Here is a 20,333-nt window from a genome sequence, read left to right as displayed (position 1 = left end):
ATGCCCTTCGATTTCGCAATTCCCCATTCGCGACCGAATCATGCATTTCCCCACCAAACCGATCGCGATCGCTGCGTTTATCGCCATCGCATTGATGCAAACGACGCGGATTGACGCGGCCACGGCACGCCCGAATCTGGTCTTCATCATCGCCGACGACTGCACCTTTCGGGACATCGGATGTTATGGCGGCCAGGCGCACACGCCCCACATCGATGGCTTGGCCGAACAGGGAATGAAGTTCACGCGTTGTTTTCAGGCCGCGCCGATGTGCTCGCCGACCCGACACAACATTTACACGGGTCTGTACCCGGTCAAATCAGGAGCCTACCCCAACCACACGTTTGCCGAGCAGGGGACGAAGAGCATCGTCCACTATCTAAAACCCTTGGGGTATCGCGTCGCGTTGTCGGGTAAGACGCACATCGGCCCCAAAGACGTTTTCCCATTCGAATACAGCGGCAAACGCAACAACCCCGACATGGAAGCGGTCGATCAATTGCTTTCCCAGTGCGGTGAGTCTTCCACTCCGTTTTGTTTGTTCGCCTGCTCCAATGAACCGCATTCGCCCTGGAACAAAGGCGACGCCTCGCGTTATCCGCCGGAGCGAGTGAAGTTGCCACCGTATCTGGCAGACACGCCTGTGATGCGGGAGAATTTCAGCCGCTACCTGGCCGAGATCACGTACTACGACAGTCAAGTCGGACAGATCTTGCAATTGATCGACAAGCACAAGATGCGTGACAACACGCTTGTGGTCGTGGTTTCCGAACAAGGCAACGCGTTCCCGTTCGCCAAGTGGACGTGCTACGGCAATGGGCTACAGTCGGCGATGATCGTTCGCTGGCCGGGACACGTGAAAGCCGGCTCGGTGACCGATGCGATGGTGGAATACGTCGATGTGGCGCCGACGTTCGTCGAAGCCGCGGGAGGGACACCCGCGGACGTTTTGGACGGCAAGAGCTTTGTGCCGGTGCTGACGGGCCAAGCCGACACGCACAAGAATTTCGCGTACGGCATCATGACAACGCGAGGCATCATCAATGGCAGCGATGCGTTCGCGATCCGCACGGTGCGGGGGTGGCGTTATCGGCTGGTTTGGAACCTGAGCCACGAAACGAAATTTACCAACGCCTGCACCAAGGCCGACTACTTTCAATCCATGATCCAAGCCGCTCAAGCCGGTGATGCCCAAGCGGCGGAACTGGTCAAAAAGTATCACTACCGTCCCGAGTTCGAACTGTTCGATTGTGAAACCGATCCCTTGGAAATGAATAACATCGTCGATGATCCAAGGTACGCCAAAGTCGTCTCGCGATTGAAGGGCGAGCTGACCGAGTGGATGAAATCGCAAGGTGACGAGGGAATCCAAACCGAGCACGACGCGATCCTGCATCAAGGCAGGTACAAGGGAATGTCCCGCGAAGAAGCGTATGAAGCCTATCGCCAACGGGAAGAAAAGGCAAAACAAGCGGAAGGGAAACGGGCCAAGGGCAAGAAACGCAACTCGCAATAGAACGCGCAATAGGTCGATTGGAGCGAGCGGCGTTTGCCCATCGTCTTCATTGGTGAGAATTGAACATGAAACAGCTTGCGATTGTAACGGCGGTTTGTTGTCTGGGTTTGGCTTGTGTTGTGAAGGCGGAGGCTGAAGCGGAGCAAGCTAACACGCCTCAGTACTTTGTGGCGCCGATCGAAACCGAGGTGCAGCGCCGAGAGATTTCGGGAAGCGCCAGTGCGTATGCGGTGGTCAACTGCAACGCGTTTGTGGTGGACGCTCAATTTGACCCAAACGCCTTTGACACTACTTCGCTGATGTCGGAATTGCGTTCGCTTGCCGCTGCGGATGCTGACCCGCTGAAACTTGTCGTGCGATTCCACCTCGGCGTCGAAATCAAAAGGTCGACGCGAACGGAGATCAAGAACCATCTCAAGCGGCTTTGCGAATCAGCCGGCTTCAAATCGGTCAACGCCGTCGAGATGGATACATCGGCCAGTTGGGACGACTTCTACGAGCCCTTGAAAGATTGGACCGAGACCGAGTCGGTGAACGAGTCGGTAATCACAAATCGACTGGTCAACGTGTACCCGCTTGGCACGAAGTTGTCTCGGATCGCCATTGGTGACGCCGACTGTGTGGTCGAGATCAAACCCTCTATCGATGGTCGGCAGACTGATTTGTCACCAGAACTTCAGTCGACGATTCGTCGTGCGATTGAATCGGTTGGACCAAGAATGAAGAAGGAGAAGCTCCTATTTCGAGTGAATAGTACGGCCGCCGGGCGAGAGCTGGTGGAGCAGATCTTTGATGCCCGTCGTCCGCCGATGATCCCAGAGGACATCACAGACGGTCCGCTGTTTGATTTCCTACAGTCTCAGCGAAAGCAATATCAACCTTCGCCAGCGATGAAGCTGGCGCGTGAATTGGGATTCGAAACAATCAGCTACGTCCATTCGCCCGGGGGTGGGGCGCCGGAGAAACTGATTGGGCGTCCGGTTCCCCATTTCGAGTTGGATCGGGTCAGCGGCGATCGTTTGGAGCTGAATCGCTTTCTTGATGGACGGCCAGGTTTGGTGACATTCTGGGGCGTTGCTTGCGGACCTTGTTGCCAAGAAGCCCCACACCTCACCCGATTGCATCAAAAGTACAGCGACAGATTCGCGATCGTCGCGGTCAACGGATATGACGAGGCGTCCGACGTGGTTGCCGAGTTCGCGACGCAGAACAAACTGGATCATCCGATCGTGTTAGGCGGCGGAGAGGTCGCGTCGAAAGTCTACTTGGTTGGCGCCTATCCGACGACCTTTTTCGTTGATCGCGAAGGCACGGTGGTCGACTACAAAGTGGGATTCGATTCCGGCGAGGAACTTGAGGATCGGGTTCGTGAGTTGGTCGGTGAAGAATGAAGGTCGCTGCGGAGCAGCGAGTGGGAGTCGCCTGAAGGCTAGACACCAACGTGCGCTGGTGTGCAGGCTTTAGCCGCCCGGTTTCGCTGCGGAGCAGCGAGTGGGAGTCGCCTGAAGGCTAGACACCAACGTGCGCTGAATCCCGTCATCGTTGAAGGGGCCGTTAACACGGATCGGTGTCCAGGTAGGCCTTCATGACTTTGGCGACGGCGGCCACGGACGTCCGTAGTTTGGTCACGCATTCGGCGGCATCATCGAAGGGGCCCTCGTCTTGGACCGACCGCAATTCCTCCGCGATTTCAGACGTTTCGGCTGCGCCGACGCTGCGAGAGGCTCCGCAGAGCGTGTGTCCGGCACGCCGCACTGCTTCGCCGTCGCCCGCCAAGATTGCGGATTCGATCTGCGACAACAGCATTTCGCTTTCGTCGAGATACATGCCCAACAATTCACGCAAGAGTTCGTCGTTGCCGGCGACCATGGTGCGGACGGGTTCCAAGTCATATCCGCACGCTGCGTCGGCGGGGCAGTCGGCGTCTGGTTCGGTTTGTGCCGCTTCGGTTTCAGCCGCGTCGGGCTGCGTGTCCGATGACGCGGCGTCAGCGGACGCCTCATTGACCGAATCATCGCTTACCGAATCGACGCCGGCGGTGTCGTCGTTCGGAACGTCACCGGCGGCTGGCACCTGGAGGACTTTGAGGAGCTTTTCTTTGAGGACGCCGATGCGAATCGGTTTGGCGACGTACTCGTCCATGCCGACTTCGAGGCATTTTTCTCGGTCGCCCTTCATGGCGTGTGCGGTCATCGCAATGATGGGAATGTGGCCTCCGGATTTCGATTCGATTTCACGGATCGCCTCGGTGGCGGCAAATCCATCCATGACGGGCATTTGGACGTCCATCAGCACGACGTCGAATTGATCATTTTGGAATGCTTCGACCGCCTCGGCGCCATTGTTGGCCACGGTCACTTGATGACCGAATCGTGTGAGGACACCGATCGCCAGTTTTTGATTGATCGCGTTGTCTTCGGTCAACAAGACTTTGAGATGATCGATCGATTCGTGAATGGGCTCACTGAAATCGTATTCGGGCGTGTCTTCGGGGGCCGTCACGCCCAACGTTCGCACGATTGCATCGAACAGTTCGGATTGCTTGACGGGTTTCATCAGTCGTTCGGAGATATCCAGTCGATCGCGCAGTGCGTCTTCGCCTTCGCGGCCGCCACTGGTTAAAACGATGATCGGAGTGTCGCAAACATTTGGGTCTCGCCGCACCTGTTCGATAAAGTCATACCCGCTCATTTCGGGCATGTGCACATCGCTGATGACCAATTTGCAAGGTTCGTCGTGTTGGTCGGCTTCGCGCAGCAGTTCGAGCGCGGATTCCCCCGAGTCGGCGAGGACGGGGACCATGCCCCAATTGCCGAGCATTTCCTGCAGAATCCTTCGGTTGGTCATGTTGTCATCGACGACCAGGACCTTGGAGCCGCCGACGTACACCAGTCCGGTCGTCGCGTGGGCTTCGGTGCCGTTGGGGGCCTGGCGCAGATGGACATTGAAGGTGAATTGGCTGCCTTCGCCGACTTCGCTATCGACCGAAATCGCTCCGCCCATCAAGCCGACCAGACGAGACGAGATCGCAAGTCCCAGTCCGGTGCCGCCGAAGCGGCGTGTGACCGAGGTGTCGGCCTGTTCGAATTCTTCGAAGATCGCACCACACCGGTCTTCCGGAATCCCGACTCCGGTATCACGCACGCAGAGTTGCAATTCCAGTTCTTCGTCGGATTGCGCGACAAGCTCGACTTCGACATACACTTCGCCCTGTTCGGTGAACTTGATGGCGTTGCCGACCAGATTGACAATGATTTGTCGCAGGCGTCCGGGGTCGCCACAGAGGTAGCGAGGGATCGCAGGATCGACGCGGAAGGCAAGTTCCAGGCCTTTCGCGTGAGCCTTCAGCCCCAGCGTCTTCATCGTATCGCCGAGACTTTCACGCAGATCGAAGGTCTGCGATTCGATCTCAAGCTTGCCGGCTTCGATCTTGGAGAAGTCCAGGATGTCGTTGATGACCGCCAGCAGCGCCTCGCCTGATTCTTGGACCATCGACAGGAAGTTGCGCTGAGTTGCATCCAGACGCGTGTCCAGGACCAGATCGGTCATGCCGATGATGGCGTTCATCGGCGTGCGGATTTCATGGCTCATGTTGGCCAGGAAATCGCTCTTGGCCCGATTGGCCTTGTCCGCCACTTCCTTGGCCTGCATCAGTTCTTTTTCGAACTTCTTTCGTTCGGTGATGTCGTGTCCGATTCCGACCACTCCGATGACATCGCCTTCGGGACTGCGGAGCGGTACCTTGGTCGTCAACAGCCAGAGTTCTTCGCCGTGGTCTCCGTGATGGGACTCTTCACGATCCAGCAACGGTTCGCCGGTCCGCATAACGTTTTGATCGTCCGTCACATAGTTACACGCCATTTCCGGAGGTGAGTAGTCGTAATCGGTTTTGCCGATCAGATCATCGGCGGATTCGAGTCCCAGCAACTTGACGAGTGAGGCGTTGGCGGTGATGAATCGGCCCGCTCGGTCTTTGACGTAGATCAGATCGGGGACGTTGTTGATGATCGTTTTCAGCAGGTCTCGTTCGCGAGAGAGTTCCTGTTCGGCTTTCTTTTGTTCGGAAACGTCGCGGGAGATCCCGAAGGTGCCGACGATCTCACCGTGCAGGTCTCTTAGCGGAACCTTGGTGGTGCTGCACCAGGTGTCCTCGCGATCGGTGTAGGTTTCACGTTCGATCTTGGCCAAAATGGTTTCGCCGGTCTCCATGATGCGACGTTCATCGGCGAGCGCTTCGCGTGCATGTTCGCGGCCGAAGAAGTCTGCATCGGATTTGCCGATTGCCTGGCGCGGATCATCCACGCCGAGTTTCTTGGCGCAGCTGCGGCTGAGTCGAATGAAGCGGCTGTCGCGATCCTTGAAATACACGGCGTCGGGAACGGTATCGAGCAGGATGGAGAGCAAGAATTTTTCGTACTCGACCTGGTGCTCGGCGTTCTTTTGATCGGTGATGTCCCAAAACATCACCTGGATTCCGACCACCTCGCCGCTGACGTCGTGAACGGGGGCCTTCCAGACTTCGACGTGTTTCAGATTGCCGCCGGAATCCTGGTGGCGTTCGACGTTGTGGTGCAGTTTGCCGGTTTCGATCACGTGCCGATCGTCGGCCAAGTATTTCTTGGCGAGGTCCGCGGGGAACAGATCGAAGTCGGTCTTGCCAACGATGGCGGGGGCCGAGACGCCCATCACTTCACAGGCCAGCTCGTTGGCGTATTGCAATCGGCCGCGCAGGTCTTTGCGGAGCACGCACAGCGGAAGACTCTCGACCAACGAATGGTACACCGCTTCGGCGTCACCCAGCGATCGGCTGAGATGTCGTTGTTCAGAAATGTCGTGACTGGCACCGCAGAGCAGCGGTTCCTGAGATGCGTCAGGATCCAACAGGACCGTTTCACGGATCCAGATCGCGGGGCCTTCGGTGACCGCCAGCCGATAGTCGTATTCCGCTTGTTCCGTTTTTTCCAAATCCCTCCAGATCCCGGCGACGACGGCTCGGTCGTCCGGGTGGATCAGATCGAGCCGGGCGTTGGGGTTGGCGAGCAGTTCATCGGCGGATTTGCGAAAGACATTCACCGAGGCCGGATCGATCCACTGAAACCGCGGCTCGTCCAACGACGCGGTCCATCGGCACTCGCTGGACCGTTGCAACAAACGCTCCGGGATGGCAGGTAGCGTGCCCGAATCGAGTTCAGCGTTGTTTGAAGCACTTCCGATTTCTGCATTTGCCATGGCGTCAGACCAGCAATGTGGGGGACGACTCGATTTACCTCCATCATAGCCGCTTCAGCCTCAGATGGCGGGCAAATACGGACCGATCGATCGAGGTGCCCAAGAAAAGCTGGACCTGGACCGGATGATGAGTAATCATGGTGCCTCTTGCCAAAGTACCGATTCTGCAACGAAGAGCCACACAGCGATGATGCGATCTTGGAGGCCCGCCGCGTGCCGGCCGATGTTCCTGTTTGTCTTGCTACTGACCGTGTCTGTCCCTGCCGGCCATGCAGAGGACAAGGAAGACAAGGCCGCATCGTCGGGTGACTCCGCCGACGCGACGGTCAAATTGGACGGCACCTTCGAAGCCATCCGGCAATTCGAAGTCACCGCGGACAACAAGCATTTGACGGAATTGGTGATCGAGCGAATCGTTCCCTCCGGGACGAACGTTACCCAAGGGCAGACGCTTGTCTGGTTCGAAACCGAACCACTTAACGACAAGATTCGCAGCGCTGAATCGGATCTCGCCATCGCCCGGCTGGATTTGAAATCCGACGAGTTTGCCCACGAGCAGTTTCTGAAACAACAAGCGCTCGACAAAGCCAAGGTACGGCGGACTCGGGATGAGGCGCAACAGAATTACGACAACTATCAACGGGTGGACCGCGAACGGGCCATCAAGCAGGCGAAGTTCTCGCTCGAGTCGTCGCAGTTTTCGCTCGAGAGTGCCACCGAAGAGTATCGGCAACTCGAACAGATGTACAAAGAAGACGACTTGACCGAAGAGTCGGAGGAGATCGTGTTGCGACGGGCCAAGCGGGCGATGGAGTCGGCCCAATTCTCACTCGATCGCGCCCAGATTCAGCACGATCGAACCATCAAGCAGTCGATCCCCCGCGATGACGCCAATCAAGAAGAAGCCTTGGCACGCGCCGTCATCGAGTATGAAAAATCCCTCCACGCGATGGGCATCGACAAACAGAAACGCGAGCTCGAATTGGAACGCAAACGCATCAAGCTGGAACAGCAGGCAGAAAAGTTTGACGAGATGCGAGCGGAACGGAAAAAGGTCGTCCTGAAGTCAGAACTGGACGGGATCTTCGTTTACGGCAGCGTCACGCGGGCCAAGCTTCCGGCCAAACCGGTCGAACTGAAAAAGGGGACAAGTGTTAGTGGTAAACAAGTGATCGGCACGGTCCTCGACCCCGCCAAATTGCAGGTGCGTGTCGAACTGCCCGAATCGCAATTGAAAGCGATTCACGTCGGAGACCGCTGCAAGGTCGTTCCCAAAGGAGTCGCCGACACGGAACTCAATGGCGTCGTCAAGTCGATCGGGATCGTGCCGCTGACCGCCGGGAAATACGACTGCATCGTTTCCCTGCGTGGCAAAGCTTTGGCCGACGTGCTGCCGGCGATGACCTGTGAGTTGCAGTTTGCGCAGGCAAACCAAAAGGCTGCCGACGGCGCAGAGAAAAAGGACAAAGCATCGAAATGAGATTCTTGTCGCAACGTTGGCTCGGTGCCGTAGCAGTTCTGATGCTGTGGCAGACGGAAGGTCAAACCCAGGAGACGGTTCGGATCGGGGACGAAGTTCGACCGTTGCCGGTGGTCGAGCCGACCGAGCCGAAGGAGCTGCAGGCTGCGATTGAACGTGGCGTGCAATTCTTGATCGACGACCAGAACCCCAATGGATCCTGGGGCTCGCCGACGAAGACCAAGGGGTTGAATATCTACGCGCCCGTTCCCGGTGCGCACCACGCGTTTCGCGCCGGAACGACCTCGTTGGCACTTTCGGGTTTGCTGGAAGTCGCCCCCGATGACCCCAAGACCCAGTCGACGATCGATCGAGCCGAGGCTTGGTTGTACGAGCACCTCGGATCACTCCGCCGAGCCAGTGGTGACGCGATTTACAACGTTTGGGGCCATGCCTATTCGATCCAGGCACTCGTCCGGCTGCACGGGCGACATGCCGGCGAGACTGAGGCTCAGGAAAAGATTGTCGCACTGATCCGCGATCAATTCGACATGCTGCAACGCTACGAATCGGTGGACGGCGGCTGGGGGTACTACGATTTCCGGTACCAGTCCAATCAGCCCACCTCCAGTTCGATCAGTTTCGTCAACGGCGCCGTGCTCATCGCTTTGGCCGAAGCGAGAGAGATCGGGGTGGAGCCCCCGAAGCGAATGGTCGATCGAGCCATTGCCGCAACCAATCGTCAAAAGAAGTCGGATTTCAGTTACCTGTACGGTGAGTATCTTAAGGATCGGCCGGCACGAGAAATCAATCGCCCGGGCGGCAGTTTGGGACGGACACAGTGCTGCAACGCCGCGCTCCGGGCCTGGGGTGATGAAACGGTGACCGATGACGTGATCAAGACGTGGCTGTATCGCTTGTACGTCCGCAATGGTTGGCTGGACATCGGACGCAAACGACCGATCCCCCACGAGTCATGGATGCAAGTGGCCGGGTATTTTTACTACTTCGGACACTACTACGGCGCTGTGTGCCTGGACCAATTGCCCGCCGAACAACGATCGCCCTATCAAGCGATGTTGGCGAAATTGATCTTGGACCGTCAAGAAAAAAACGGGTCGTGGTGGGATTACCCGCTGTACGATTACCACCGCCCCTACGGCACCGGGTTCGCGCTGATGACGCTGCATCGGTGTAAGACGAAAGGTGGGGAGAGAGCAGAAAAATAGAGGGGGAAGTGGAGAGACAGGAAAATGGGTGACAAGAAAATGTCCCCCAACCGATCCATCGCTCGCCTATCACGATTACCCTATTTTCCTGTCACCCATTTTCTTGTCTGATTTCACCCTGCCATTTTTCTGCCATCCCGGCAACGATCGCTAAAGATCCAATTCAACGGCGCAATGCTGGGCGGCGGATTGATAACAGGCATCGACTAGCGCCATCGTGGCCAGATTGTCTTCGCCGCTGAGCGCCGGATCGACTCCGTTTTCCAACGCCACCAACAATTCGGCCATCGGTCCCAAGAACGCATCGGGGAACCAGACCTGGTCCCAGTGCGGACGTTGCCAGGTGCCCGTCGATGTCGTGCTGTACTGAAGTGTGCTGGGCGTCCGCTTGGGATACTTGGGCCAACCGATCTCGCCGAGCGCCAAGCCTTGGGTGCCTTCGACGCGATACGTAATGCCGATGGCCTCGGCGGCCCCCTCGCGGACCGGTCCGGCCCAGACGTCGTCACAGATCATGCAACGCAAGCCCGATGCGTATTCCAAGATGTACAGCCCGATCCCATCGGTATGTTTGAACTTGGTGCGTGGATCGGTACGAAAGCTGGCATAAACTCGCTGCGGATCGCCGAACCAAAAAAGCATCGTGTCCAAATGGTGGATCGACAAGATTCGGCACGTGACCCAGCCCTGTCGTTCTTGCCAGGGCATCCAGTGCGGGATGGCACGGGTGTCGATCGTTGCCAGGACCGGATCACCTAAAACGCCCCGCGCGATCAGGTGGCGGCAGGCTCGCACGGATTGGTCATAGCGCATGTTTTGGTTGACGCACAACGTCATGCCGGCGTTGCGGCACAATCGAACGATCTCTTTGGCTTGATCGAGACAAACGCCGAGCGGCTTTTGTGCCAGGATGCCGCGGATCTGTTTGTGCCGAACGACTTCGCGGACGACGTCCAGCAGGCAATCGGGAGGGACGGCGATGTCGACGACTTCGACGCGTGGGTCTTGCAGCAGTTCTTGGTAGGTTGAATACACCGATTCGATCGAATGCCGCTGGGCAACCTGTTGGGCATTTTCGATCGTTCGCGAGCAGATGGCGACCGGTCGCAAGCCGGCGGCGCGATAGGCGACCAGATGGCAATCGGCCATGATGAAGCCCGCGCCGATGCAGCCGATGCCGACGTCCAGGCGGTCGGGAAGCGTGGGCAGGTAGTCAAGCGTTTCGGAGGCGGGCGTTTCGGAGGCGGGGTGTTGCGGCATCGATGGATTACTCGTCCCGGAGCGACTTGGCGCTGGCGTCGTGGTTGGGATCCAGGAATGCCGCTTCCGCGGTGTCCGTGTCGAATCGTTTGACGCCGATCTGTTTGATCGCCGAGTCGTCCAGGCGATCGATCGGCGTGTAGCGGGGGTGGTGCGAGTCCTTGTAGGGGTCGTTGGATTTGGCGTTGTAGCAACAGATCATCGACCAGCGAGAATGGGCGGACTTATTTTGGTCGCTGCGATGCAACAGATTGGAATGGAAGAAGAGCACGTCGCCGGGATCCATTTCGACATAGATCAATTCCATGCGTTTCAGGATTTCTGCGACACGCTCGACGTCCGCACCGGCTTGATCGCCGGTCAATTGATGATGGATCCTGCCACAGTGATGTGAGCCCCGGATGACTTGCAAACAACCGTTCTCCCGCGTGGCCGGATCAACGGCGATGAAGGCGCTGACCAGGTTCGGTGTTAACACGCCGTTGGCGTACCAATACCCATAGTCCTGGTGCCACGCCCAGGCACCGCCGACGCGGGCATCCTTCATGATCATTTTGGAATGGTAATGATACGGTTCGTCGTCGAGCAGTTGTTCGGCGGTATCGACCATTCGATGACAGCGGGCGAAGGCACCGTAGATCCCTTGGCCGGGATGATTCCAAAGCGATAGGCGAACCGTCCCGCCTTCACCATCGGCGCGGCCGAACGCGTGATCGTCAAGCTGCTTGTCTTCCCGCGCCGACCGATGCAACAGGTCGATCTCTTGGGCATCGAACAATGATTTGCGAAGCAGAAAGCCGTCGCGCTGGTACTGTTCACGATCGAGCTGGGAGATCGGAGTGGACATGGGAGACGGGGAGAGAGGGAGACAAGGAGACGGGGAGACAAGGAGAGCACCGTGTAGGATAACAAACTCGGGGCATCCCATTGCGTTTGGTGAATCGAATATCAGCCGATCGGCGCGACTCAACCACCATCGTTTCATCGTTCCGCTTCCACAAACGCAACCTCAATCTGAAAGTTGGCGCAGCACTAGTATTCTATGTCAGCTCAACTTTCCGGTAGTCCTCCGCAGTGGGCGTATTGGCAGAGGACTCGTCGCCTCGTCCACTACCGCCTACCCGAAACGCAAGGTGACACGGAATACTAGGCGTTGGAGCGGGCAAATTGAAGGATTTGCGGGGTGTTCAGCGCGCCGGTTTGGCGGGCGATTTCGGATCCGCGGCGGAACAGGATGATCGTGGGGATTCCCGAGAGCGAAAACTGGGCCGCGGTTTGCGTGGCGGCGTCGGTGTCCAGCTTGGCGAGGAGGAACCCCGGTGACAACTCCGCGGCGGCTTCGGCGAACGAAGGGGCCATCATTCGACAAGGGCCACACCAAGACGCCCAGAAATCGACCAGGACGGGAACATCGGACCGCGACACCAATTTGCCGAACGTTCGATCGGTCAACTCAATCGGGGTGGCGGGCAACAATGGGGTTTGGCATTTGCCACAGATCGGTCGGTCGTCGATCCGATCGTTGGGAACACGATTGACAGCGAGGCAGTCGGAACAAACAAGACTCAGTGGCGGTTCAGTCATAGCACTGGGGAATCGCAATGGAGTGGAAGATGGCGTGGTGTGTGGTACGTGGCGTCACCACCTGTGCATTTTTACGCGCCGCGGGGCGGTCGTGTGAAACCTGTGATCGACCACGATTCACTTGCCCAAAGGCGAAGTGACCAAAGCCAAGCGGGTGGCGGTAAAAAGCCAGGTAGGGTTGCCGGCGTGACCGCTGGCGAGTCTTTGAGGCCACGGAGGGCGACGCTGTGAAGCATTGGTTAGCGGTAGGACGCGAGCCCAATTCCACTAACTTTAACACCAAACAGGGTGTTCATTGTTAGCGGCAGGGCGCGAGCCCTCCGGTCTTTCACGGTGCTTCCAAGCTGAAACCGGACGGCTCGCGCCGTTCCGCTAACAGCTTGAGTGCAAAGGGACATCAGCCAACTCGACGAACGTGCACTAGATCGTCATTTCGATCACGCTCGCTTGTTCGCTTTCAGACAGCGGTTCGATGCTGGACAGTTGGCCATCCAGCACGTCCAGATCGGCATCCGAAGCGTCGTCGTCGCGGGCGATCCGGTCGCTGATGCGTTGCCGCAGCGTTTGCTCCTCGGCGTGGCAGTTGAGGATGGCAAACGTCGCCGATTCGCGCGTCGCCAGAGTTTCGAACATCTGGCGGTCGTCGCGTCGCAGAAACGTCGCATCGATGACGACCGAGTGGCCGGAACGGAGGATGCAACGCGCCATCCGACGCAACCGCTCGTAGGTCGCGTGATTGGCGGTTTCACCATACAGATCGCGTTGTTGCCGTTGGTTGGGACGGTCGGTCGGCTGCATTCCGAAATGCCGCTTGCGTTCGATGTCGCTGCGGAGTCGGATCGCACCGTGCCGCTGGACGACCCATTCGCTGGCGGTGGTTTTTCCGCTGCCGCTGACGCCGTGGGTGATCCACAATGCGGGGCGATCACGCAAGGAAAACCGATAGGCCAGTTCGATGTGGTGCTCGCAATCGTGCATCGCGGTGGCTCGCTCGGAGTCGGACAGACCGGCTTGCGACGCCCGCATCACCGCCACCTTGGCACGAATCAGCGCGCGATAGACCAGGTACCATCTCAGTACGACGAGTGACGCATGGTCGCCGGTGTGTTCCAGATAGGCATTGATGAAACTGCGCGACAGATCCATCCGATCACGGGCGGCGAAGTCCATCGCGGCGAACGCCGCGTCGCTGAGCACATCGATCCAGCGAAACTGCTCGTTGAACTCGATCCCGTCAAAGGGGATCAAGCGGTCGTTCCAGTGAACGATATTGGCCAGGTGCATGTCGCCATGGCATTCGCGAATGAAACCGTTGGCGACTCGTTGCACAAACACGCGCCGGTGTTCTTCAAAGAAGGTGCCGGTCCAATCGCCGAGCACGCGTAGGATCTTGGCCGACGGACCCGTGACGGCATCCTTCAGTGCGGCCAGGTTGTCGGTGGCGTTTTGGTAGATCAAGTCGATCGATCCGAGCCGTTTGCCCTCGGCATCACTGGGCAGTCGATCGGCCGAACGGTGAAACTCGGCAATACACTGGGCCAAATCGAACACTTCGTCGGTCGTCAGTTTGCCGGCGTCCAGTCGTTCGCTGAGCAGCGAGCCGGCGGAAAAGCGATGCATTTTGACGGCGTATTCCACTGCCGGCCCCGTGCCTTCGACCACCGGTTTTCCGTCCCGCCACGTCAACGGGACGACGTCCAGGTAGAGTTCTGCGGCGAACCGTCGATCCAGGCGGAGTTCCTGTTCGCAAAACTGTTTGCGTTTTTCGAGTGTTGAGTAATCCAGGAACGCGGTGCGAATCGGCTTTTTGATCTTGTACGCAAAATCGCCGACCAGAAAGACCCACGAAATGTGGGTCTCGTGCAACTCCACGTCATCCGCTTGGACCTCCGGATAGGCCTCGGGGCTGCGAAGACCGTTGATCAATTCTTCGCTGGATGGGCCGTTTGCGGTCGCGGTGGCGTCGGCGTGACTCATTGTCCTACCTGTTTGGGTCGCGTGGCACGGACCGCGATTGTCTCAAGCAACCTCGTCCAATCGACGGATCCGTTTGGTCAAGTCATCGGCAACAAGAGCGTGTCGATCGACTGATCGTCTTCGCTGATGTGGATCGGGGATTCAAAGCCTTCGGGTTTCAGGGCGAGTACGGAACTGTTCAACTGACAGAGCAGGTTTTCGGCCGTGTTGCCGATCAGGAATCCGGCCACGCCGGTCCGACAGACGGTCCCCATGACCACCAAGTCGGCTTCGATGTCTTCGGCGACGGCGAGGATGTTGGGGGCCGCGGGACCGCGATGCAGATGGACCTGGATGTCGTCGGCGTCGGCAAACGGTTCATGCAACAGTCGATCGAGCCGTTTGCGAACCTTGGCCTCGCGTTTGGCCAACGCGGCATTGACTTCCGCGTCGCCGGCGCGTCGCCGCAGGGCGTGTTCCATCCACATGTCCCAGACGCTGACGACGTGCAGTTTTGCGCGGTCACGTAGCGCGATCGCGTACGCCAATTCGAGGATGGTGTTGTTCAAATTCAAATGGGTTTCATCATCGGCATCCAGATCGATCGCCGCGAGCACCTGTTTGAACTCGGGGTGGATCAGCGGTTTGAGGATCCAGACGGGACAGGGGCAAACACGCAGCAGCGATCGAGCAATGCTGCCGAACAAACGCCCCGTGGTCGATAACCCGTCGGCCGTCTTGATGACCAAGTCGTGTCCGCCGGTGAGCACGCGTTTGGTGATTTCCTGTGCCGGATCGCCACAACGAACAAGGATCTCCACGGTGAGACTTTCGCGGCAAAATTGATTCGCCAGTTCGACCAATTTTTGCCCGCGGTCCTCGATCATCAGATGTTCGAGTTCCTCGTGACTGGCACCATGCGCCACCAAGCCGATCGCACCAGGCAGCGGCTTGACCACATCCATCAGCGTGACCACCGCCTTGTTCTCCTTGGCGATCTCAAAAGCCCGTTGGATTGCCGCTTCGGGATCGTTCGTTCCCGCGTAGACCAAGATATTCTTAAATCGTTGCATCGCAGATTCCTAAGAGTGGTTCTCACTCTCTGGGTTTGCATGATTTGTGCCAAAATCAATCCGCGACGATTGCCTAGGGTTTGTTGTGGGGAGGCGCGCTTATTGTCGCGCCTGTGCGGAATGGGCACGGCGGTTTGTGGCCGAATTCTACGACCTACTTCGCCTAGCACGGGCGTGCTGGGCGACCGTGAACCCGAAGTTGCGGGCTGCAGCACCGTGGCAGGCGCAAGATTGCCGGCCGGTTTGAACACCCTCAGGCGACGGCCAGCCACGGCCGCACTCGATCGCCGGCATGATGGTATGCACATTGCACGCCGTGTCTGCGGTCATCCATCGAACTTTAATCTCCGGTATGCACGATGAGTACGGCAGCAGAATCCGCCACGGACCTGATTCGCTGGTTCGACCAAGTCGGCATGGGTGATGTCGCCGTGGTGGGCGGCAAGAACGCGTCGCTGGGCGAGATGTATCGCGAATTGACATCCCACGGCGTGCGGATTCCCAACGGGTTCGCCACCACGGCAGCGGCCTACCGGCATCATTTGTCTGAAAGCGGGTTGGATGACAAGATCCGGCAGCTCTTGAGCGGGATCAACTACCGGGACGTGGGGTCGTTGCAACATCACGGCAGGATCATCCGTCACATGATCTTGGACACGCCGCTGTCGGACGATCTGTCCCACGCGATCGTCAGGGCCTATCACGTGTTGTCCAGCGGTCGTGGCGAATTGTCCGACGTGGCGGTCCGCAGCAGCGCGACGGCGGAGGATTTACCGGACGCCAGTTTCGCCGGCCAGCAAGAGACCTATTTGAATGTTCGCGGTCAGGCATCGCTGTTGGATGCGTGCCGTCGTTGTCTGGCGTCGTTGTTCACTGACCGCGCCATTTCGTATCGCACCGACCAAGGTTTCGACCACATGCAGGTCGCGTTGTCGATCGGCATCCAGGAAATGGTGCGATCGGATCTGGCGACGTCGGGGGTGATGTTTTCGATCGACACGGAGACCGGTTTTCGAGATGCCGTGCTGATCAATGCCGCCTACGGGTTGGGAGAAAATGTCGTCCAGGGAAGCGTCAATCCGGACGAGTACTATGTCTTCAAACCGACGTTGCGGACCGGTCACCGTCCGATCTTGAAGCGAACGCTGGGATCGAAAGCCATCAAGATGGTGTACGACTTGGGTGGCAGCAAGATGGTCAAGAACGTTCCGGTGTCGGACGACATGGCGAAACGATTCGCGTTGTCGGACGATGACATCTTGCAACTGGCGCGATGGGCGTGCGAAATCGAAGACCACTACAGCGGCGTTCGCGGGTCGTTTTGCCCGATGGACATGGAATGGGCCAAAGACGGCGTCACCGGCGAATTGTTTATCGTGCAGGCCCGCCCCGAAACGGTCCAGTCGCGGCGATCGGCCAACGCCCTGCAGCGTTATCACCTGAAAGCGGAAGGTGTGAAGCTGTTGGAAGGACGTTCGGTCGGAGAGAAGATCGCCTCGGGACCCGTTCGTCTGATCCGTGATGTCCATGAGTTGTCGCAGTTCCTTGACGGCGAGATTCTGGTCACCGACAAGACCGATCCGGATTGGGAACCGGTGATGAAACGCGCCGCGGCGATCATCACCAATCGCGGCGGCCGGACCTGCCACGCGGCGATCGTCAGCCGCGAGCTGGGATTGCCGGCGATCGTCGGCACCGGCGACGCCACGGATCGACTTCGCAACGGCCAAGTCGTCACGATCAGCTGCGCCAGCGGAGACACCGGCGTGGTTTACGAAGGCGAGTTGCCATTTGAAATCGAAACGATCGACCTGGGAGCGATCGGGCGACCGCAGACCAAGATCATGATGAATGTCGCGACGCCCGACGAAGCGTTTGCGCTCTCGGCGATCCCCAACGACGGCGTGGGATTGGCGCGGGAGGAATTCATCATTTCCAACTACGTCAAGGTGCATCCCCAAGCGTTGCTGGATTACGACCAACTGGATCCCACGACGCGGGCCGCAGTCGATCAGGCCACCCAGGGCTACGACGACAAGCCGCAGTTCTTTATCGATCGCCTGTCCGAGGGCATTGCGATGATCGCCGCGTCGTTTTATCCCAAAGACGTGATCGTTCGGATGAGCGATTTTAAGACGAACGAGTACGCGAACTTGATCGGGGGCCGCCGGTATGAGCCGAAAGAAGAGAATCCGATGATCGGATTTCGCGGCGCCTCGCGTTATTACCACGAACGTTTTCAAGCCGCGTTCGCACTCGAATGCCAAGCCGCGCTGCGGGTCCGTCGCGACATGGGGTTGAGCAATGTCAAGTTGATGATCCCGTTCTGCCGCACCATCGAAGAAGGCAAAAAGGTGCAAGCGGAAATGAAAAAGAATGGCTTGGTGCGGGGCGAAGACGGGTTGGAGATCTATGTGATGTGCGAGATCCCCAGCAACGTGATTCTGGCCGACCAATTCGCCGAGATCTTTGACGGTTTTTCCATCGGCTCGAACGATCTGACTCAGTTGACGCTGGGCGTGGATCGCGATTCGGCGATCGTGGCACATGTCTTCGACGAGCAAAACGAAGCGGTCAAACGGATGATTTCCAGCGTGATCACCGAGGCGAAGCGTTGCGGTCGAAAAATCGGCATCTGTGGCCAAGCACCCAGTGATTACCCCGAGTTCGCCGAATTTCTGGTCCGCGAAGGGATCGATAGCATGTCGTTGACCCCGGATTCGATTCTGAAAACGACCGTTCACATTCTAAAAGTCGAAGGGTCTGGTTCCTGACAGAATGCGTGGCGGAGGTTACAACAGGAGCGTTGCTGAACCCCTTCTGTGAGATTTCCATGACCGACGATTCACGAGCCCTGTTTGACCGACTCGGTGGCACCGCCGCCGTCGCAGCGATTGTTCAGGAGATGTACGCTCGGGTCCTCGACGACCCGGAATTGGCACCGTTTTTCGAGAACGCCTCGATGGACCGGTTGCAGACGATGCAGTTTCACTTTCTGGCATCCGCCTTTGACGGGCCGGCCGAGTACTCAGGGGCCGACTTGACCCGGATTCACGCCGGTCGCGGCATCACGGCGGTGCACTTCGCCAAATTCTGTGGACACTTTGCCGATGCCATGGAAGACCACGGTGCCTCCAAACGCGACGTCGATGACGCCTTGGGGCGACTGGCGCTCTACAAAGACAAAATCACCGGCGACGCCAACGTCGATGGCTAGTGCTCCGTGTCACCTTGCGTTTCGGGTAGGCGGTAGTGGACGAGGCGACGAGTCCTCTGCAGTGGGCTGATTGGTAGAGGACTCGTCGCCTCGTCCACTACCCGAAAATTGAGCAGAGGACTCGTCGCCTCGTCCACTACCTGAAGATTGAGCTGACATAGAATACGAGTGCTCTGCCAAGATTGAATCTTAGAGTTCAAGCCGATGACGGGTCACTCGACCACGCTCAAGGGAGCTTCGGCTTCGTTGCAGCTGAACCGTTCCAGCAGGCGGTAGAGTTTTCGGCGGTGAATGCCTAACACGCGTGCCGCCTTGGCCTTGTTGCCGTTTTCTTTGGCCAACACATACATGACGTGCGCCTTGGCGATGTCGTCGAGTTTGAGCGAGTCGGGTTTGAAGGCGGATTCGGCATCGCTGGTTTCCGCCGCCTCGGGGGCACTGGCCCGGTCGGTGGTGTGACGCTCGACATCACCGTCGACGCAATCGGCGATTTCCGAGGGGAGATCATCGAGGGTCACGTCGTGGCCATCGGCCAGGATCGTGGCGCGTTGGATCACGTTGATCAGCTGACGCACGTTTCCAGGCCAGGCGTAGCGATTGAGCGCATCCCGGGCGGCTTGGTCGACGTGCCAGGGGACCGGCAAGTAGTGATCGACCAACCGGTCCACGTCGCCTTCACGCTCGCGCAACGGCGGCAGTTCCAGTGAAAGGACATTGACCCGATAGAACAAGTCCTCGCGGAAATTCCCCGATTCGACTTCTTTGGTCAGATCCCGGTTGGTCGCCGCAATGATTCGGACGCGGACAAAACGTTCCTTGTGCGATCCGATGCGTCGCATCGAACCGTCTTCCAAGACACGCAGCAATTTGGGTTGCAACGAAAGCGGCAACTCGCCGATTTCGTCGATGAACAGCGTGCCCCCGTCGGCGATCTCGAACAGGCCGGGTTTGTCTGAGGTTGCCCCGGTGAACGAGCCTTTCTGGTGGCCGAACAATTCGCTTTCGACCAACTGCTCGGGTAGCGCGGCGCAGTTGATCGTGACAAAGGGCTTGTCAGCGAGCTTGCTGTTTTGTTGGATCGCCCGGGCCACCACTTCTTTGCCGGTCCCGCTCTCACCCTGGATCAGCACCGGCTTGTCGGTGGGGGCTACCTTTTGCACCATCTTGACGACCTGTCGCATCGACGGTGATTCGCCGACAAGCTCCAGGGCGGGCCGGCTGCGCGAGATGATCGCTTTGAGTTGTTTGTTCTCGCGACGCAAACGGCCACGATCCCGGGCCAACATGCAGTGGTGTTCCAAGTCGCCCAGCGAACAGGGCTTGGTCAAAAAATCGCAGGCGCCCAGCTTCATCGCCGAAACCGCCGACTCGATCGTCCCTTGGCCGGTCAAGATGATCACTTCCATCTCGATCTTGTCCTGCTGCACACGCTGTAACAATTCCATCCCGGACATCCCCGGCATGTTCATGTCGAACACGGCAACGTCAAAGCTGTCTTGCGCGCACAGCTCCAATGCTTCGGCACCGCTCGCCGCGGCGCTGACGTCATGACCCTTCCGCTCCATCCAACGGGCGGAGGTTTCGCGGAAATCATCTTCGTCTTCAACCAGCAGGAGCTTGATCGGTGAATTGGACATGGTGGCTTGCTGAACTCGTTGGCAAGGTTTATGCGGGTGGGTAATCAGGGGATACGATCAATCATGCCAAACCCTTGGCATTCCGGTTGATCGGTCCGATCGGCTGGATACCATCGATCAACGAGCGTGCATTCTCGCACACTCGTGACAGGAACGCACGGTCAGGGCGCGTT

Annotated in this window: 13 protein-coding genes; 6 read left to right on the top strand and 7 right to left on the bottom strand. The window is 58.3% G+C overall.

Annotated elements, in window-relative coordinates; all coding sequences use genetic code 11:
* The first annotated feature begins 40 nt into the window (after nt 1-40).
* Nucleotides 41-1,516 carry a sulfatase family protein gene (locus TBK1r_RS12275; RefSeq protein WP_419581272.1) on the top strand — a complete coding sequence of 492 codons (1,476 nt, stop codon included), beginning with the start codon at nt 41-43 and terminating at the stop codon, nt 1,514-1,516.
* A gap of 65 nt (nt 1,517-1,581) precedes the next feature.
* Nucleotides 1,582-2,907, top strand: coding sequence for a TlpA family protein disulfide reductase (locus tag TBK1r_RS12270; protein WP_145210694.1), 1,326 nt, complete (start codon nt 1,582-1,584; stop codon nt 2,905-2,907).
* A 163-nt stretch (nt 2,908-3,070) separates the two neighbouring features.
* On the opposite strand, the gene TBK1r_RS12265 is transcribed toward TBK1r_RS12270, so the two are convergent.
* The gene (locus TBK1r_RS12265) at nt 3,071-6,745 is read right to left on the bottom strand and encodes a PAS domain-containing protein (protein ID WP_145210691.1); all 3,675 of its coding nucleotides are present in this window, start codon (nt 6,743-6,745) and stop codon (nt 3,071-3,073) included.
* Nucleotides 6,746-6,932: 187 nt separating this feature from the next.
* On the opposite strand from TBK1r_RS12265, the gene TBK1r_RS12260 reads away from it, so the two are divergent.
* Together TBK1r_RS12260 and TBK1r_RS12255 are read left to right on the top strand one after the other, a co-directional pair.
* The gene (locus tag TBK1r_RS12260; RefSeq protein ID WP_419581271.1) at nt 6,933-8,225 is read left to right on the top strand and encodes an HlyD family secretion protein; all 1,293 of its coding nucleotides are present in this window, start codon (nt 6,933-6,935) and stop codon (nt 8,223-8,225) included.
* 41 nt (nt 8,226-8,266) lie between these two features.
* Nucleotides 8,267-9,433 carry a prenyltransferase/squalene oxidase repeat-containing protein gene (locus TBK1r_RS12255; protein WP_419581557.1) on the top strand — a complete coding sequence of 389 codons (1,167 nt, stop codon included), beginning with the start codon at nt 8,267-8,269 and terminating at the stop codon, nt 9,431-9,433.
* 150 nt (nt 9,434-9,583) lie between these two features.
* Here TBK1r_RS12255 and TBK1r_RS12250 read toward each other — a convergent pair whose 3' ends face one another.
* From TBK1r_RS12250 to TBK1r_RS12230, 5 genes are all read right to left on the bottom strand, one after another.
* Nucleotides 9,584-10,693 carry a Gfo/Idh/MocA family protein gene (locus TBK1r_RS12250; protein WP_145210685.1) on the bottom strand — a complete coding sequence of 370 codons (1,110 nt, stop codon included), beginning with the start codon at nt 10,691-10,693 and terminating at the stop codon, nt 9,584-9,586.
* 7 nt (nt 10,694-10,700) lie between these two features.
* Nucleotides 10,701-11,540, bottom strand: coding sequence for a phytanoyl-CoA dioxygenase family protein (locus TBK1r_RS12245; protein WP_145210682.1), 840 nt, complete (start codon nt 11,538-11,540; stop codon nt 10,701-10,703).
* A gap of 299 nt (nt 11,541-11,839) precedes the next feature.
* Entirely contained in the window at nt 11,840-12,277 is a 438-nt protein-coding gene (trxC, locus tag TBK1r_RS12240) for a thioredoxin TrxC (RefSeq protein WP_145210679.1), read from the bottom strand.
* A gap of 420 nt (nt 12,278-12,697) precedes the next feature.
* A complete protein-coding gene (locus TBK1r_RS12235; RefSeq protein WP_145210676.1) occupies nt 12,698-14,254 on the bottom strand; it encodes a bifunctional aminoglycoside phosphotransferase/ATP-binding protein in 1,557 nt (518 codons plus the stop codon).
* A gap of 77 nt (nt 14,255-14,331) precedes the next feature.
* The gene (locus TBK1r_RS12230) at nt 14,332-15,306 is read right to left on the bottom strand and encodes a universal stress protein (RefSeq protein WP_145210673.1); all 975 of its coding nucleotides are present in this window, start codon (nt 15,304-15,306) and stop codon (nt 14,332-14,334) included.
* A 359-nt stretch (nt 15,307-15,665) separates the two neighbouring features.
* Here TBK1r_RS12230 and ppsA point away from each other — a divergent pair, with 359 nt between their 5' ends.
* Nucleotides 15,666-18,080: a phosphoenolpyruvate synthase gene (gene ppsA, locus TBK1r_RS12225; RefSeq protein WP_145210670.1), complete on the top strand. Its 2,415-nt coding sequence runs from the start codon at nt 15,666-15,668 to the stop codon at nt 18,078-18,080.
* 59 nt (nt 18,081-18,139) lie between these two features.
* Nucleotides 18,140-18,523: a group I truncated hemoglobin gene (locus TBK1r_RS12220; protein WP_095737295.1), complete on the top strand. Its 384-nt coding sequence runs from the start codon at nt 18,140-18,142 to the stop codon at nt 18,521-18,523.
* 212 nt (nt 18,524-18,735) lie between these two features.
* Here the strand turns inward: TBK1r_RS12220 and TBK1r_RS12215 are convergent, their stop codons facing one another.
* The gene (locus TBK1r_RS12215; protein WP_145210666.1) at nt 18,736-20,160 is read right to left on the bottom strand and encodes a sigma-54-dependent transcriptional regulator; all 1,425 of its coding nucleotides are present in this window, start codon (nt 20,158-20,160) and stop codon (nt 18,736-18,738) included.
* Nucleotides 20,161-20,333: the final 173 nt, after the last annotated feature.

The organism is Stieleria magnilauensis, assembly GCA_007753675.1.
Lineage (GTDB): Bacteria > Planctomycetota > Planctomycetia > Pirellulales > Pirellulaceae > Stieleria > Stieleria magnilauensis.
The sequence above is the reverse complement of the archived record's forward strand: the minus strand, read 5'-3'. Positions and strand labels throughout refer to the sequence as shown.